Raw genomic sequence first — 16,820 nt, forward strand, 5'->3', positions numbered from 1 at the left:
GAAGCAAAGACATCAGCCGGGCTTTCAGGCGGAAGCGGAGGACGCCGCCTCCTGCCGAGCGTCCACAAATACTTCCAGCTGGTCTTTTGCAACTTGGGCACCCCCGGGGATAAGGTTCCGGAAATATTACAAAAAATATTGTAAAAACTCTTGACAATAATAATGTAAAGTTTTATATTAACATCAGGCTTAAATAAGATCGCGTACGACTGTATAAAAATCGGTCGAATAAAGGAGGAAAAGCGAAATGGCGAAGGCAGTGGGAATCGACCTGGGCACCACCAACTCGGTAGTGGCCATCCTTGAGGGGAGCGAGCCGACGGTCATCCCCAACAGCGAGGGAGGCAGGACCACACCCTCGGTAGTCGCCGTGTCCAAGACGGGCGAATGGCTTGTCGGACAGGTGGCGAAGCGCCAGGCGGTCACCAACCCGGAGAACACCGTTGCCTCCATCAAGCGCAAGATGGGGACCACGGAGAAGGTGAAGCTGGCGGACAAGCATTACACCCCGCAGGAGATCTCCGCGAAGATACTGCAGAAGCTGAAGGCGGACGCGGAGGAGTACCTGGGGGAGAAGATCACCGACGCGGTGATCACCGTGCCCGCCTATTTCAACGATGCCCAGAGGACGGCGACCAAGGAGGCGGGACGCATCGCGGGCCTCAACGTGCTGCGCATCATCAACGAGCCGACGGCGGCTGCGCTGGCCTACGGCCTGGACAAGGAGAACGACCAGACCATCCTCGTCTTCGACCTGGGCGGCGGCACCTTCGACGTCTCCATCCTGGACATAGGGGACGGGGTGTTCGAGGTGAAGTCCACCGCGGGCAATACCCACCTGGGAGGGGACGACTGGGACCAGCGCATCATAGACTGGATGGCCGACGACTTCAAGGCCCAGCACGGCATCGACCTTCGCGAGGACAAGATGGCCCTGCAGCGGCTGAAGGAGGCGGCCGAGAAGGCGAAGATAGAGCTCTCGACGACCACCCAGACCAACATAAACCTGCCCTTCATCACCGCCACGCCTGAGGGTCCGCTGCACCTGGACATGACGTTGACCAGGGCGGAGTTCGAGAAGATGACCGCGGACCTCCTGGAGAAGTGCGTGGGGCCCTTCAAGCGCGCCCTGAAGGACGCGGGCCTTGAGCCCAAGGACATCGACCACGTCATACTGGTCGGCGGTTCCACGCGCATGCCCATGGTGCAGGACCTCGTGCGCAAGCTCACGGGGGGCAAGGAGCCCCACAAGGGCATCAACCCGGACGAGGTGGTGGCCATGGGCGCGGCCATCCAGGCGGGCGTGCTCAAGGGCGAGGTGAAGGACGTCCTTCTCCTGGACGTGACGCCGCTCTCGCTGGGCATCGAGACCCTGGGGGGCGTGTTCACCAAGCTCATCGAGCGCAACACCACCATCCCCACGCGCAAGAGCGAGATATTCACCACGGCGGCGGACGGGCAGACCAGCGTGGACATCAAGGTCTACCAGGGCGAGCGCGAGATGGCCGCCTACAACAAGCTCATAGGCAACTTCCAGTTGGTGGGCATACCGCCGGCGCCGCGCGGAGTGCCGCAGATAGAGGTGGCCTTCGACATCGATGCCGACGGCATCCTGCACGTGTCGGCCAAGGATCTGGCGACCGGCAACGAGCAGAAGATCACCATCACCGCCTCCAGCGGGCTGAGCGAGGAGGAGATAGAGAGGATGATCAAGGACGCGGAGGCCCACGCCGAGGAGGACCGGCGCCGGCGCGAGGAGGCGGACGTGCGCAACAACGCGGACAGCCTGGTGTACACCACCGAGAAGTCCCTGCGCGACCTCGGTGACCAGGTATCGCCCGACGACCGCAAGGCCATAGAGAAGGCGCTCGAGGACGTCAAGGAGGCCCTGAAGGGCTCCGACATCGACGACATCAGGCGCAAGAGCGAGATCCTCATGCAGGCCTCCTACAAGCTGGCCGAGCACATGTACGCCCAGGCCAAGGCGGAGGGCGCCCACGTGGGTCCCGAGGGCGACGGCAGCTACGGCGCGACGGAGGAGGCCGAGGGCGAGGTGATCGACGAAGCCGAATACGAGGAGATGTAAGGACAACGGGTTGCTGTTGGTCAATTATGGCAAAGCCGCACCTGCGGCTAGGAAATAAACAGGAAAGGAGTGAGGTGACATGGCTATCGTGAGATGGGATCCGTTCCGTGACCTCATGAACCTGCAGGACGAGGTCAACCGGCTCTTCCGACGCAGCTTCTTCAGGGGAGTCGAGCCGGCGGCGGAGACCGTGGCCACCTGGGCTCCCGCCATCGACATGTACGAGACTGACGACAAGCTCACCGTCGAGGTGGAGTTGCCCGGTCTCGAGGCCAAGGATGTCGAGATCTCCCTGGAGGACGACATCCTGCATATCAAGGGAGAGCGGCGTTTCTCCTCGGAGGTCAAGGAGGAGAACTACCATCGCATCGAGCGGGCTTACGGTCTGTTCGAGCGGACCATACCTCTCCCGCGCAAGGTGGACGAGAGCAAGGTCTCCGCTACCGTGGCGGACGGCGTCCTGAAGATAGAGATGCCCAAGGCGGAAGAGGCCAAGCCCAAGAAGATCCCCATCAAGGTCGAGGGGGGAAAGAAGTAATACCCCCCCGTGTCGAGCGAGGAGAGGGGCTGGCCTTCCGGGACCAGCCCCCTCCATGAAGGGGACGAGGCAGGAAGAGGTGAAGGCGCATGAAGGGCGATCGTCGTGACGACGAGAACGTGCGGCGGGACGGGGAACCCGGACCCGGTAAGGAGGCTTTCTCCGGCACGCCGCACGAGGAGAAGGCGCAGGAGGCGGTGCGGGAGACGGCTCAGGAAGTTGCGCAGGGAGACGATCCCCGCGCGGCGAGGCGCCGCGAGCTCCATCGCCTCAATAAGAAGGAGCTGGAAGAGAGGATGTTGGAACTGGAGGAGAGGCTGGAAAGGGCCGAGGCGAAGGCCAGGGAATACCTGGATGACGCCCAGCGGCAGAGGGCGGAGCTCGAGAATTACCGCAAGAGGATGATACGGGAGCAGACGCGAGTGGTGGAACAGGCCAACCGCTCTCTCATCGCCAAGCTGCTTCCCGTTATAGATAACCTGGAGAAGGCGCTCGCGTCCTGCGGGGAGAGGGAGGACGGGCTGGCACGCGGCGTACGCATGGTCTACGACCAGCTTATGGACATCCTGAGGAAGGAGGGCCTCGAGGAGATCGACCCGCACGGGCACCCCTTCGACCCGGAGTTCTGCGAGGCGGTGATGACCGTGGTCAGCGACGACCACGAGGACGAGACGGTGGTCGAGGTGCACCAGAAGGGTTACCGCTACAAGGGCAATCTCCTGCGCCCCGCCAGGGCCACGGTGAGCAAGTGTGACCGGGGAGAGGCGGGGCAATGATCGCGGGAGGCGGAGGCGGGTCCCGTTCTTCCCGGCGCACGGGAAAGGGGCGGGGTCCGTCTTCGTTCCGCGAAATATCGGCGCGTACGGGTGATGGTCGATGGACGGCGTAAAGGATTATTACAAGATACTGGGAGTAGATAAAAAGGCGTCCGACAAGGAGATAAGGGACGCCTACCGCCGCCTTGCGCGCAAGTACCACCCGGACGCGAACCCCGGGGACAAGAGCTCGGAGGAGAAGTTCAAGGAGATAAACGAGGCCTACGAGGTGCTCTCCAACCCCGAGAAGCGCAAGCAGTACGACGCGGGCGGCATGTTCGCGGGTACGGGAGGCGCCGGGTTCGGCCCCTTCGATTTCTCCTCCTTCGGCGCGCGCCCGGGAGCCCGCACCTACACGTACACGGGGAACCTTGAGGACCTGGGTGACCTCGGAGACCTCTTCAATCTCTTCGGAGGCATGGGCACGGCGGGCGCCCGGCGACGCGAGGCGCGACGCGGCAGGGACCTGACCACGGACGTGACCATCTCCTTCGAGGACGCCATAAACGGCGTCACCATCCCCCTCACGGTGAGCGGACGTACCGTCTGCCCCACCTGCCGGGGGAGCGGGGCCAGGCCGGGGACGCTGCCCAAGACCTGCCCCACGTGTAACGGAAGGGGAAACATCTCCCAGAACCAGGGGCTTTTCGCGTTTTCCCGCCCCTGCCCGGAGTGCGGGGGCAGGGGAACGGTTATCGAGAACCCCTGCCCCGCCTGTGGCGGGACGGGCACGGTGGACAGGCCCCGCAGCATCAAGGTGAAGATACCTGCGGGGATCAATGACGGGGGCAGGGTCCGTTTCCCCGGCAAGGGGGAGGCGGCCCCCCTTGGCGGCACCCCCGGCGATCTTTACGTGAAGGTGCACGTGAAGCCGCACAAGTACTTCAAGAGGAAGGACGGGGACATCCTCCTGGACCTCCCGCTGACCTTCCCGGAGGCGGCGCTGGGGACCACGGTGGAGGTCCCCACCCTCGACGGAAAGGTCAAGCTGAAGATACCCGCGGGGACCTCCGACGGCCGCAGGTTCCGCCTGCGGGGAAAGGGCGCCCCCCGGCCCCGGGGCAGGGGCAAGGGTGACATGATCGTCACCGCGCGGGTCCAGGTGCCCAGGAAGCTGGGGGCCAAGGAGAAGGAGCTCATCAGGAAGCTCCAGGAGATGGAGAGGGAGAACCCCCGCGCTTTCCTGGAAGGGTAGGTGAGTGTGGATGGACAAGAAACGAGCGAGCGAGGAACCACTCTACGTGATAAGCGTGGCGGCGCGCCTGGCGGACGTGCACCCCCAGACCCTGCGCATCTACGAGCGCAAGGGGCTGCTCACGCCGGCACGGGTCCGCAACCGCAGGCGCTACTCGGAGGCTGACATCGAGCGGTGCAGGCTCATCCAGGAGCTCACGCAGGAGATGGGCGTCAACCTGGCCGGGGTGAAGATGATCCTCGACATGCGCAGGAGCATGGAGGGGATGCGGCTGCGCATGAAGTCCCTGGAGGAAGAGCTGGAAGCCATGAGGAAGGAGATGGAGGAGCGGGTGCGCCAGGTGCGGGAGAGCCTGCGCAACGATATCGTGCCCGTCTCCCGCGGGGAGCTCATGCACCCCCGCTACAGCGATCCCTTCCGGGGGATACGGGCGGCGCGCCGCGCGGAGTGAGCGGGCGAATGCGCTCCGGACGCGGGCGGGGCAAGACCCCGTCAGCGTCCGGGGGTTGACATACAGGCCCCGCAGGGGGCCCGCAAGGACGGCACTTTCCCGCAAGGGATTGACATAAAACGGGCGGTCCGGGACACGAGGACCCGGTCCGCCGAAGGAGGTAAATGACATGGTGAGTTTCGACAAGTTGACGGTGAAGGCGCAGGAAGCGCTGGCCGATTCCCAGAGGGTGGCGGGAGAACGCCACCACCAGTTCATCGAACCGGAGCACCTGCTCCTGGCCCTGCTGCGCCAGGAGGGGGGCACGGTGCCTTCCCTGCTGGCCAAGATCGGCGCCGACATACCGTCGCTGCAGGCGGAGGTCGAGGCCGAGCTGGAAAAGACACCCAGGGTGACCGGGGCGGTGGGCCAGGTGCAGCTCTCGCCGCGGCTCTCCTCCCTGCTGGAGGCAGCCCTCTCCGAGGCGGACAAGCTCAAGGACGAGTACGTCTCCACCGAGCACCTCTTCCTGGCCGTCGCGGAGGAGAAGAGGGGCGCCGCAGCGGAGGTGCTGCGCCGGCACGGCATAGACCGCGACCGCATCCTCAAGGCCATGAGCGAGGTGAGGGGGAGCCGGCGGGTGAGCGACCCCGAGGCGGAGGAGCGTTACCAGTCCCTGGCGCGCTTCGGGCGTGACCTCACCGACCTCGCCCGCCGCGGCAAGCTTGACCCGGTCATCGGCCGGGACGCCGAGATAAGGCGCGTGATGCAGGTCCTCTCCCGCCGCACCAAGAACAACCCCGTGCTCATCGGCGAGCCGGGGACGGGAAAGACGGCCATCGTGGAGGGCCTGGCGCAGCGCATCGTGGAGGGTGACGTCCCCGAGGGCCTGCGCAACAAGCGCCTGGTGGCCCTGGACATCGGGGCCCTGGTGGCGGGCACCAAGTACCGCGGCGAGTTCGAGGACCGCCTCAAGGCGGTGCTCAAGGAGATCACCGATGCCGAGGGAGAGATCATCCTCTTCATCGACGAGATGCATACCCTGGTGGGCGCCGGCGCCGCCGAGGGTGCCGTGGACGCCTCCAACATGCTCAAGCCGGCGCTGGCCCGCGGGGAGCTCCACTGCATAGGGGCCACCACCCTTGACGAGTACCGCAAGCACATAGAGAAGGACGCGGCCCTGGAGCGACGCTTCCAGCCCATCTACGTGGGGGAGCCGGACGTGGAGGACACCATCGCCATCCTGCGCGGCTTGAAGGAACGCTACGAGGTGCACCACGGGGTACGCATCCAGGATTCGGCGCTTGTGGCGGCGGCGATGCTCTCCGACCGCTACATCTCCGACCGCTTCCTCCCCGACAAGGCCATCGACCTGGTGGACGAGGCCGCGTCCCGCCTGCGCATCGAGATCGACTCCATGCCCACCGAGATCGACGAGGTGGAGCGGCGCATCAAGCAGCTGGAGATCGAGCGGCAGGCGCTGAAGAAGGAGAAGGACAAGGCCTCGCGGGAGAGGCTCGAAAAGCTGGAGGCGGAGCTGGCCGAGCTCAAGGAGAGGAGCTCCGAGATGAAGGCCCACTGGCAGGCTGAGAAGGAGGCCATCTCCCGCATCCGCCAGCTCAAGGAGCGCCTGGAGCAGGTGCGCATCGAGGAGCAGCGCGCCGAGCGCGAGGGCGACCTGGAGAAGGCGGCCCGCCTGCGCTACGGCGAGGCGGTGGAGGTGCAGAAGGCGCTGGAGGAGGAGAACCGGCGCCTGCAGGACCTGCAGAAGGACCGCAAGATGCTCAAGGAGGAGGTGGACGAGGAGGACATCGCGGAAGTGGTCTCCGCCTGGACGGGCATCCCCGTCTCCAAGCTCCTGGAGGGGGAGGTGGAGAAGCTCATCCGCATGGAGGAGCGGCTGCGCCGCCGCGTGGTGGGGCAGGAGGAAGCCCTGGAAAAAGTATCCAACGCAATCCGCCGCGCCCGCGCCGGGCTGCAGGACCCCAACCGCCCCATCGGCTCCTTCCTCTTCCTGGGGCCCACGGGAGTGGGCAAGACGGAGCTGGCGCGCGCCCTGGCCGAGTTCCTCTTCGACGACGAGCGGGCCATGGTGCGCCTGGACATGAGCGAGTACATGGAGCGGCATACCGTCTCGCGCCTCGTGGGGGCGCCCCCCGGCTACGTGGGCTACGAGGAGGGGGGACAGCTCACCGAGGCGGTGCGCCGGCGCCCCTACAGCGTCATCCTGCTGGACGAGATCGAGAAGGCGCACGCGGACGTCTTCAACATCCTGCTGCAGATCCTGGACGACGGGCGCCTCACGGACGGCCACGGCCGCACCGTGGACTTCAAGAACACGGTCATCATAATGACCTCCAACCTGGGCGGCAGCTATTTCCAGGAAATGGCAGGAAGGGACCGGGAGGAGATCAGGGCGGCGATCATGGACACCCTGAGGGCGCACTTCCGGCCCGAGTTCCTCAACCGGCTGGACGAGATCATCGTCTTCAACGGCCTCGGCATGGAGGAGATAAAGCAGATCGTGGACATCCAGCTGGAGCGCCTGCGCGAGAGGCTGGCGGAGCGCAAACTGGACATCAGGCTCAGCGACCGCGCCAAGGAGGTGCTGGCTTCGGAGGGCTTCGATCCTCACTTCGGCGCGCGGCCGCTCAAGCGGGTGATGCAGCGCGAGATCCAGGACCGCCTGGCCGTGAAGCTCCTGGAGGGGGAGTTCAAGGAGGGCGACCTCATCGAGGTGGACGTGGACGCCGAGGGGGTCTTCACCTTCCGGCGCGTGGGCGAGTCGCTATACGCGGAGGCGCAGGAGGTCGCCACCTGAGACGGTCACCCGCTGCCTGTGCCGCGGTTGGTATATAAAGACCCTCCCCCGGCAACGGGGGAGGGCCCGTTTTCTTAACCGGCAGCGGTCAGGGGCGTTACTTCCACCTGAAGGGAGTCCTTATCGGATAACTCCCATTCCACGTGCGAGTCCCTGTCGTAGACCCTCTCGAAGCTCCCCTGCAGCAGGCCCACCAGGAGCAGTTGCATGCAGGAATTGTCCAGGCGCATGGCGGCACCGTCCGCTTCCATGCGCAGCTCGCGCAGGTTTCCCAGGCCGCGCAGGGCGAGACCCGTCCGCACTTCCTCGAACCCCAGGGTGAAGTCGATGGGCATGAAGCCCTCCCGGACGAGGCGGCGCTGGGCGTCCACCACCAGCGTGGGTATCTCCTCCCCCAGTTCCAGCTCCAGAGCCTCGAAGAGGCTTTCCATGACAGCCGGCCCCAGCAATGCCATGCGATACCCGTTCTCCGCGTTGGTGATCATCCCGTTCTCGATATCCCACCGGCACATGGGGGCAAGCCTCGACGGAGACCCGCAGTGCGGGCACCTCTCCAGCTCCAGGTCGCCGTTTTCGGCCCTGTGCAACCTTATCTCGAGCCTCTCCTTCACGACATCCGGGTAGGTGGTCCACCTCGCCGTCATCTCGTAGATGCCCGGGGACACCTCCTCGTAGGTCACCATGTTCTCGCCGCCCGTGGCGGAGGTGATGGCACCCACGATGGCCCCGGACGTCTCCAGGACGGAGAAGGGCCTGGTTATGCGTATCTTGAGGAAGTCATCGTCATCTTCCTCGTAGCGGTAGCCCAGGAACTCGAACTTACCGTACCCCATGTTGTGGGCCAGGCCGAATATGGTCTCCGCGAAGGTCGGTATGTCCATGGTCCTGTTGCGCACCATCTCCTTGATGGCGGGCGGGATCAGGGCGTCCAGGTAGAGCTCGAGACCGCGACCCACCAGGTTGATGACCAGGTGGTCGATGGACATCCCGATGGCCTTTCCCACTTCCCAGAAAACGGCGTCGATCCTGTCGCTCTCCACGAAGGCGACGCGCAGCTCGCGGTTCAGCTCCTGCACGATGTCGCCGTTGTCCAGCCAGGTGGTCATCTGCACGAAGACGTCGGGCATCCCGCAACCTTCACAGGAAAAGACCTCGCTCATGCCTTCCTCCTCAGGGCCTCCCCCGCTGCTGCGAAGCCTGCCGTGGCGCGGGAACGTTTTCCTTAGGGGATTATCGTCAACCCAACGGATAGGTTAACCTTGATTATACATCCTTGTAAAGGCCCGCGCGGGAGCGCCCCTCGGCCTCTTTCAACCCCGAAGGCGCCTGCCGGAACGGTATGGTATCCGGGAAGCGGAAGCTTTGGGGGGAGGCGGCTGGCTAGCGGGAGCGGCGGCGGAACGCGCGGTCACACCGGGCAAGGGAAACGTGCGGGGTCAACCCGCACGGATCTCCATCTGCAGCGCTCCCTCTTCGGAGATCTCCCATTCCACGTGCGAGTCCACGCCGAAAGCCCTCTCGAAGCTGCCCTGTACCAGGCCCACGAGGAGCAGCCGCATGCACGAGTTATCCAGGTGCATCTGCACCCCGTCGCTGCGCAGGCGGAAGCGGCGAAGCCTTCCCAGCCCGCGCACGGCGAACTGCAGGCGCAGCTCGTCTTCGTCCCACGAGAAGTCGATGGGGGCGAACCCCGCCCTCGCGAAGCGTCGCTGGGCGTCCACCACCAGGCTCGGGATTTCCTCCCCCAGCTCCCACTCCAGGGCCTCGAAGATGGAGTCCATGAGCCCGGGCCCCAGCTCGGCCATGCGGTACCCCGTTCTCGCGTTGATGATGATGCCGTTTTCCATGTCCCAGCGACAGGTGGAGGAAATGAGCAGGGGTGTCCCGCAGGTGGCGCAGCGCTCCAGCGCCAGGCCCCCTTCCTTCGGCTTGTACATGCGGAGCTGCAGTTTTTCCTTGAGTGCCTGTGGATAGGTGGTCCAGTGGGTGGTCAGCTCGTACAGTTCCGGGGAGACCTCCTCGAAGGTCACGAGGTGCTCGCCTCCCACCGAGGAGGCCACCACCCCGGCGAAGGCGCCGGATGTCTCAAGGATGGAGAACGGGCGGTAGATGCTTATCCTGCAGAAGTCATCCTCGTCTTCCTCGTAGCGGTAGCTCAGGAAGGTGTATTTCCCGTAACCCATGGCGTGGCAGAGGTCCATTATGGGCTGGGAGAAGGTCGGGATATCAAGTGACCTGTTGCGGATCATCTCCTTCACCTGGGGCAGGATGAGGGTGTCCATGTAGAGCTGGGTGGCGCGGGCCACGATGTTTATGACGATGTGGTCTATGGAGATGCCGATGGCGTTGCCCACGTCGCGGAATACGGGGTCGACGTGCTCGCACTCCACGAAGGCCATGCGGGCCTGCTCGTTGGTCGCCTGCACGACGTCCCCGTTGTCCAGCCAGCGGTTCATCTGTGCGAACATCTCCGGGATCCCGCATCCCTGACACGTCGGGAACTCGGCCATGGGCTCCCCTCCCTTGTTCACATGTCCTTCAATCCCACAGACCTCTGCCTTTACATTATCGGCCGCCGCGGGCCGCTTCTTCATTTTATACCCGGTGTAGGGTCCAGGCATGCAGGCACGAAGGCCTCTTGGGCTGAGTGGGTGCGTATAAGGAGGCCGGGCCGGGGGCTCGTGCTCGCTCCGCGATGCTCCTCTTTCTTCCGACGGCCGGGCCGCCGGGTAACGGTCTCGCTCGCAGGCTCGCTGCGACCGACCCGGTCGTTCCCGGCCTCGGTGGGTGCGTATAAGGAGGCCGGGCCGGGGGCTCGTGCTCGCTCCGCGACGCTCCTCTTTCTTCCGACGGCCGGGCCGCCGGGTAACGGTCTCGCTCGCAGGCTCGCTGCGAACGACCCGGTAGTTCCCCGGGCAAGTGAGGTTCAGGCATGAACGTATACTGGCCCCGTTCATGCCCGCGACACCCGGGATAAGATACGGTTGTTGTCTTTCACGATGGTCAGGGTAATGCCATGCTTTGGCTATATGTCATGAATACCCTTCGATCTGATCAGTTCTTTAACGGCTTCTCTTCTATCCTGGTCAGGAGCGTGTTCTATAAGGAGACGCATGGCGCCCTTTGCCCTCGTCGGTCCGACCGTTGACCTTTCCGTTCCGTAATCGATCTCGTCTTTCAAGCAGCGTATGGTAAAGTCGCAGTTCGACTCCTTTTCCCGCTCCCAGATCGTTTTCGCAGCCGCTATCTTAACCGTTGAAGACGGGTCGCTTCCGAGTATGTCCACGAGCACCTGGGTGACTCTTGACGATGCGCTCATTGCCGCGTATTCCATGGTTCTTATCCTTATATCGGGATCGGGGTGTTGTAGATAACCGATCAGCAGGGACGTTCGTTTTGCTTCTGTCGAAGCCACTTCTTCCCAAAAACTCCTGTTCCTGTCGGAAAGTGTCTGGATCACCGGGGGCTCGTCGCTGTTGAGCAGGCGCTCGAGGTCGGGTGATTCCTCCACGATCAACGGCGAGTCGTCGTACAAACCGTAACTCTTCGGTATCACGTGTGTCCTGGGCTCTCGGCCCGAGGCGGCGGTTGCCCATGGCTGCAGTCCAGCGCCGGGAACAAGAGCGGGCTTACGCTGGGCCATCGAAATGACGTAACCCCCATCCACCAAAGCGACGATTGCGGGGTATTTGTGCTTGTATTTCAATGGCTTTGTGCCGTTCAATAGCCTCTTCATGCTTTTTCTGATCCATAAGGCAAAGCCTAGGCTATTGATTAAAAGTGCGAGGATGATCAGGATAGTGGCGATCACCACCAACGCGTCGTTCCGTCCGGCGCTTGACGTGGACAAGAGAGAGATGATGACCATCATGCCTATAAAAAGAACCAACCACGCTATCCCTGCTATCAACAGGCTCTTACGCGCATGTTTTGACGCTTTATCGTGTTTATCGCGGCAGCTCATGCACCTCGGCACTTCCACATGGATATACTCCCATTGTCTCTGCAACCCGCTCGCCCCGAAGCTTCTTTCCTTTATTATTCTTTCTAGTCGAACCGGGATCGCAGACCCCTTGTGGGCACCCATCTTCTCGCAGAACCAGCAGGTTTCAAGCCCTTGATGCGACACCGCTCACCCCCCTGTCATCACGAGAGACATAATCTACTTAATAAGCATAAACAAGAAGAAGAGGGGCGTCAATTTCATCGCGGCGCGGCAGCCGGCCCGAAGGTGGAACTACAGGACCGGCGGTAACGCTACCCACCCGCCATCTCCCCGGACGCGGCCTTGATGGGATATGTCGCCGTTGGCGCCGTTGTGTACCGGGCGGGTTCCTCAAGGGAAGGGGCGGCGTCATCGATGTTAAGATATGGGTGCGGAAAGGCGGGGGAGCGTAAGGCAGGAGCAAGCACGCGAGGAATGGGAGCAAGGCTGTGGCGAAGGATTATGACGTGGTCATCGTGGGGGCGGGCCCGGCGGGCATCTTCGCCGCCCTGGAGCTGGTGAAGCGGGACGGCATGCGCGTGCTCATGCTGGAGAAGGGGCCGGATATAGAGAAGCGGGAGTGTCCCGCCCGGGTAGGGAAGTGCCGCAAGTGCGAGACCTGCGCCATCACCAGCGGCTGGGGAGGCGCCGGCGCCTTCAGCGACGGTAAGCTGTCCCTCTCTCCCGAGGTGGGGGGTTGGCTGCAGGAGTACGTGGGCACGCGCATGCTGCGCGACTTGATCGAGCGCGTTGACCAGCTCTACCTGGAGTTCGGCGCCCCGGAAAGGGTTTACGGCGAGGAAGGGGACAAGGTGGAGGCCTGGAGGAGGAAAGCGGTGCTCTCCAACCTCATCCTCACCCCCTGCCCTTTCCGCCATATGGGGACGGAACGCTGCCGGGACCTCCTGATGGCCATGCACGATTTCCTCCGGGACAAGGTGGAGGTGCGGACGGAGAGCCACGTGGAGTCCGTGCTCGTCTCCGGCCGCAAAGTGGCCGGGGTCCGGCTTACCACCGGCGAGGAGGTAAAGGCGCCCTTCGTCGTCGTGGCCCCGGGGAGGGAAGGGGCGGACTGGCTGGTGGGCGAGATGGGCAGGCTGGGGGTGCCGGTGCAGAACAACCAGGTGGACATCGGCCTGCGGGTGGAGGTCCCGGCGCCGGTCCTCGAGCCCCTCACCGACGACCTCTACGAGCCCAAGCTCCATTACTTCTCCCGCCGTTTCGAGGACCGCGTGCGCGTCTTCTGCATGAACCCCCACGGGCAGGTATGCGTGGAGCGTTACGGCGACGTGCTCACCGTGAACGGCCACAGCTACGCGGAGCGGCGCACGGAGAACTCCAACTTCGCGCTGCTGGTGAGCACCACCTTCACCGAGCCCTTCCGCGAGCCCATATCCTACGGCAAGTACATCGCCCGCCTGGCCAACCTGCTGGGGGAGGGGATACTCGTGCAGAGGCTGGGGGACCTCCTCGCGGGCAGGCGCTCCACGGCGCGGCGCATCGCGCGGTCCACGGTGCGTCCCACGCTCGAGGACGCCACGCCCGGCGACCTCAGCTTCGCCCTTCCCTACCGCTATATAAGCGACATCCTGGAGATGCTGGAAGCCCTTGACAGCCTGTGCCCCGGGCTGAATTCACGCGACACCCTCCTCTACGGGGTGGAGGTGAAGTTCTACTCCTCCCGGCCCAGCCTGGGGAAGGACCTCCAGTCGGACATCAATGGCCTCTATGCGGTGGGGGACGGCGCGGGCATCACCCGCGGGCTGGTGCAGGCGTCGGCCTCGGGCATCATCGCCGCCCGCTCCATCCTCGGACAGGGCGGGTAAGCACATGGGGCGCCCGGTGTGCACGCGCGCCTTCACGGGATCGCCGCCTTCACCCGAAAGACTCCCGGAGGTTCGAGGACACACCGGAGCGACCGCACCGTTTTTTTGCGCCGTCTCCTGGCGTCGCGGCTGTAATTTTCTGGTATGATATGTGAAGTGGGCAGAGCCTTCACCGCGCGGAGCACGCTTCTTTCGGCATGCGGCCGCGTGGGGACATCGGATATGATCCTGGAATGGAGACGCAAAAGTTGATGACACCACCGGACTTCAGCAGGGGGGTGCCGGAAGGCCATTCTCTTACTGGCATCGTGGATGGCATCGGCAGTTCTCCGTCTCTCCGCCGTGATCCAACTACGCGAGCCGGAAAAGGCCACGCGCACATGTCTTTTCCTCCCGTTACCGGCCATAGCTCCCTGACTGGCCGTATCCTTCCCGCATCTGTGATCCGGAGGCGTGATGCCCGGGTTCATCACCTCACGGTTCCGCATGTGCTTCGCGAGGAACGGAGAGGTCGGGCCCTGCTCCTTCTGCCCGGTCTCAGGCCCTGTTCCCTCGTGGCGTTTCTGCTAGGCGGCATCACCCCGCTGTTCGTGGGAGGGGGGGCAAGGGGGGGCAAAGGCTTCGCGGTGCCGGTTCCCGGAGGGCGCCTTTTCCGCGAGGCCGCGTTTCGCGAGGCGTTGCCGGCTAGATACTGCCCCGCGGGATATATTGCATGTCACACCGGGAAAGAGCGGGAGGCCGCATGATATCCCTTGCGCTTTCCTACCTGGTAGCCACGCTGGCTTTGTACGTGGCCTACTCGGTTTTCCGGCCCCGCCCGCGAAACCTGGTTCGCGTATCCTTCGCCATCGCCCTTTTCGCGTTCTCCCTGTGGCTCATCGTCGCCTATATCCATTACATGGTGCCCGAACCCGGCGATGTCCTTGTAACCTGGGAATACCGCGTGGTCTTCTTCGCGGAGAGCCTGGGGTCCGCGTTCCTTGCCCTCTTCGGGCTGGCCTTCCTGCGGGAGGGAAGGATCGGCCGACGCGCCCTGACCCTCTTTCTGGCCCTCACCCTTGCGCCATCCCTACTGAATTTCACGGGCCTGGTCATACGCCACGCCTCTTTCACCGGAGGATATTACATCCAGGAGGGTGGACCGCTGATCGCCTTCTCGATCGGCCTGTCCTCCTCCCTCGCCCTTTTCATGCTCGCCTGCGTGTTCATCAGGTGGCGCCGTTCGCGTGGACAGGAGAAGGCGAGGGCAGCCTACATCCTGGCGGGCTTCGGGGTTTACGTACCCCTGGTGGTGATCTTCATGGGTATCGTGCCCGCCTTGCTGGAGAAGGACTTCACCAGCGAATACGTCTTTCCCCTGGCCATCATCCCCTACGGCATGACCGCCTATGCCCTCCTCCGCCACCGCCTGCTGGACGTGCGCCTGGCGGTGCGCCGGGTTTTCTCCTACCTGCTCACCGTCTTCCTCTTCGGGGCGCCCTTCCTCCTCGTCTACCTCCTCTTCACCCGTTACCTCACCGACCGCCCCCGTGCCGTGGCCGCCCTATCCCTGGCCTCGCTGGCCGCCTGCGTGGCCCTCTCACCCATGGCCCTGCGCCTCTCCTCCCGCCTCTCCTCCCGCCTTTTCTTCCCCGGCCTCTACGACGAGGTTGAGCTCCTGCACGAGGCCATGGCGCTGGCCCGCTCCCGGGAGGACCTGCGGGAGGGGATACAAGAGGCACTGCTCCTCGTGGCGGAGAGGCTGATGCTGGAGGAGCTTTGGGTGGAGATCCCCGTGGCCTTTCCGTACGGAGGGGAGCGCTCCTCGCGCCGGGAGGCGGGCGGGGATTTCGGGCGGGAAGAGCGGGGAGCGGGTGGGAGACCCGCCGCGGAGGAGGACCCCGTGGGTCGCGCTCCCGGTGAGGAGCCTGCCGGGGAGGCGCTGCTCCTGGGCTGCCGCCGGGAAGAAGGGCTCCTCCTTCCCTTCATGGAACGGGGGAGGCGGTCCCCTCACTTCCCCCCGCCCTGCCCCCTTCTTGCGGGGGAGGAGGCGGAAGAGGATGGGGAATGCGCGAGGGCCCGCGAAGAGATGAGGGAGAAGGGCGCCCAGGCCGCCTTTGCCCTGCACGGCGTCGTTGGCTCCTGCGGCACACTCCTCGTGGGGGGAAAGGCAAGGGGTTTCCCGCTGGACCCCCTGGACGTGGATCTCCTGGAATCCCTGGCCCGCTCCCTGGGTCCCCTGGTGGAGAGCCACCTCCAGTCCCTGGAGCTCACCCTCCGCCTGGAGGAGGTGGAGAGGGCGAGGAGGGAACTCGAGGAATCGGACCGCTTCAAGACGGACATCATAAACATAACCTCCCACGAGTTCCGTACCCCCGTCACCGTCCTCTACGGCTTCACCACCACCCTCGGGAGGCGCATGGAGGAGATGGACCGGGAGGAGGTGCGCGAAGGCCTCGCCCACATCGAGGCCGCGGCGGTCAGGCTCAAGCAGGTCCTGGACAAGTTCCTGACCGTCTCCCTCCTGAGGAGCGGGAAGGAGAAGCCCGTCCCCGTTCCCTGCGGGGTTGCGGGATTCCTGGAGCGGGTCCTCTCCTCCCTTTCCGGGGAGGAGAGAAAGAGGCTCCGCGTGGAGGGAAGGGCGGAAGGGCTTTTCCTCGAGACGGATCCCCGGCTGCTCTCCCTCGTCCTCGCGAACCTCCTCGAGAACGCCTTCCGCTTCAGCGACGACTTCTCCCCCGTGACCCTGCGCGTGGCGGAGGAACAGGGGGCGGTGCTCCTCTCCGTGGAGGACCGCGGAGAGGGGATCGAGCCGGAAAAGCTGGAGTTCCTCTTCACGCCCTTCACCCGGCTCGGGGAAACGGACAAGCACGGTAAGGGGACGGGGCTGGGCCTCTACATCGTGCGCATGTGTGCTGACCTCCTGGGCTTCGATGTCCGGGTGGACTCCGCCCCCGGGAGGGGAAGCAGGTTCGCGGTGCTTGTGCCCGGGGGGCGCTTGCCCCATCCACGATGAAACCCCTGCTTTCCCGCATGTGGAACCCAAACACGGTTCGTGTAAAGGATAAGTGGGTTCGAGGAAAAACCTCCACAACGGGAGAGAAACCTCTTTGGGAGGGCGCGTCGTGAACCCGCGGGCACGGGG

11 protein-coding genes are annotated in these 16,820 nt (G+C 64.4%); 8 read left to right on the plus strand and 3 right to left on the minus strand.

Going from position 1 to position 16,820, the window contains the following annotated elements; all coding sequences use genetic code 11:
- The first annotated feature begins 247 nt into the window (after positions 1 to 247).
- The 6 genes from dnaK to clpB all read left to right on the plus strand — a co-directional run bounded on the left by dnaK (position 248) and on the right by clpB (position 7,885).
- Positions 248 to 2,086, plus strand: a complete 1,839-nt coding sequence (dnaK, locus tag H5T73_07820; protein MBC7247671.1) for a molecular chaperone DnaK — start codon at positions 248 to 250, stop codon at positions 2,084 to 2,086.
- 79 nt (positions 2,087 to 2,165) lie between these two features.
- Complete coding sequence (locus H5T73_07825; protein ID MBC7247672.1) at positions 2,166 to 2,624, plus strand: Hsp20/alpha crystallin family protein; 459 nt, start codon at positions 2,166 to 2,168, stop codon at positions 2,622 to 2,624.
- An 89-nt stretch (positions 2,625 to 2,713) separates the two neighbouring features.
- Positions 2,714 to 3,400, plus strand: a complete 687-nt coding sequence (locus H5T73_07830; GenBank protein MBC7247673.1) for a nucleotide exchange factor GrpE — start codon at positions 2,714 to 2,716, stop codon at positions 3,398 to 3,400.
- 100 nt (positions 3,401 to 3,500) lie between these two features.
- The gene (gene dnaJ, locus H5T73_07835) at positions 3,501 to 4,634 is read left to right on the plus strand and encodes a molecular chaperone DnaJ (GenBank protein MBC7247674.1); all 1,134 of its coding nucleotides are present in this window, start codon (positions 3,501 to 3,503) and stop codon (positions 4,632 to 4,634) included.
- A gap of 10 nt (positions 4,635 to 4,644) precedes the next feature.
- Complete coding sequence (locus H5T73_07840) at positions 4,645 to 5,085, plus strand: MerR family transcriptional regulator (GenBank protein MBC7247675.1); 441 nt, start codon at positions 4,645 to 4,647, stop codon at positions 5,083 to 5,085.
- Between the two features lie 169 nt (positions 5,086 to 5,254).
- Entirely contained in the window at positions 5,255 to 7,885 is a 2,631-nt protein-coding gene (gene clpB / locus H5T73_07845; protein ID MBC7247676.1) for an ATP-dependent chaperone ClpB, read from the plus strand.
- A gap of 74 nt (positions 7,886 to 7,959) precedes the next feature.
- Here the strand turns inward: clpB and H5T73_07850 are convergent, their stop codons facing one another.
- The 3 genes from H5T73_07850 to H5T73_07860 form a co-directional block, all read right to left on the minus strand.
- Entirely contained in the window at positions 7,960 to 9,045 is a 1,086-nt protein-coding gene (locus tag H5T73_07850) for a hypothetical protein (protein ID MBC7247677.1), read from the minus strand.
- A 276-nt stretch (positions 9,046 to 9,321) separates the two neighbouring features.
- On the minus strand, positions 9,322 to 10,395 hold the full coding sequence (locus tag H5T73_07855; GenBank protein ID MBC7247678.1) for a hypothetical protein: 1,074 nt from the start codon (positions 10,393 to 10,395) through the stop codon (positions 9,322 to 9,324).
- 515 nt (positions 10,396 to 10,910) lie between these two features.
- Entirely contained in the window at positions 10,911 to 11,756 is an 846-nt protein-coding gene (locus H5T73_07860; GenBank protein ID MBC7247679.1) for a HEAT repeat domain-containing protein, read from the minus strand.
- A gap of 563 nt (positions 11,757 to 12,319) precedes the next feature.
- Here H5T73_07860 and H5T73_07865 point away from each other — a divergent pair.
- Together H5T73_07865 and H5T73_07870 are read left to right on the plus strand one after the other, a co-directional pair.
- Positions 12,320 to 13,696, plus strand: coding sequence for an NAD(P)/FAD-dependent oxidoreductase (locus tag H5T73_07865; protein MBC7247680.1), 1,377 nt, complete (start codon positions 12,320 to 12,322; stop codon positions 13,694 to 13,696).
- 742 nt (positions 13,697 to 14,438) lie between these two features.
- Positions 14,439 to 16,691 (plus strand): hypothetical protein, encoded by a 2,253-nt coding sequence (locus tag H5T73_07870; GenBank protein ID MBC7247681.1) that lies wholly within the window; start codon positions 14,439 to 14,441, stop codon positions 16,689 to 16,691.
- Positions 16,692 to 16,820 lie beyond the last annotated feature (129 nt).

The sequence above is a fragment of the Actinomycetota bacterium genome (assembly GCA_014360655.1).
Classification (GTDB): domain Bacteria; phylum Actinomycetota; class Geothermincolia; order Geothermincolales; family RBG-13-55-18; genus JACIXC01.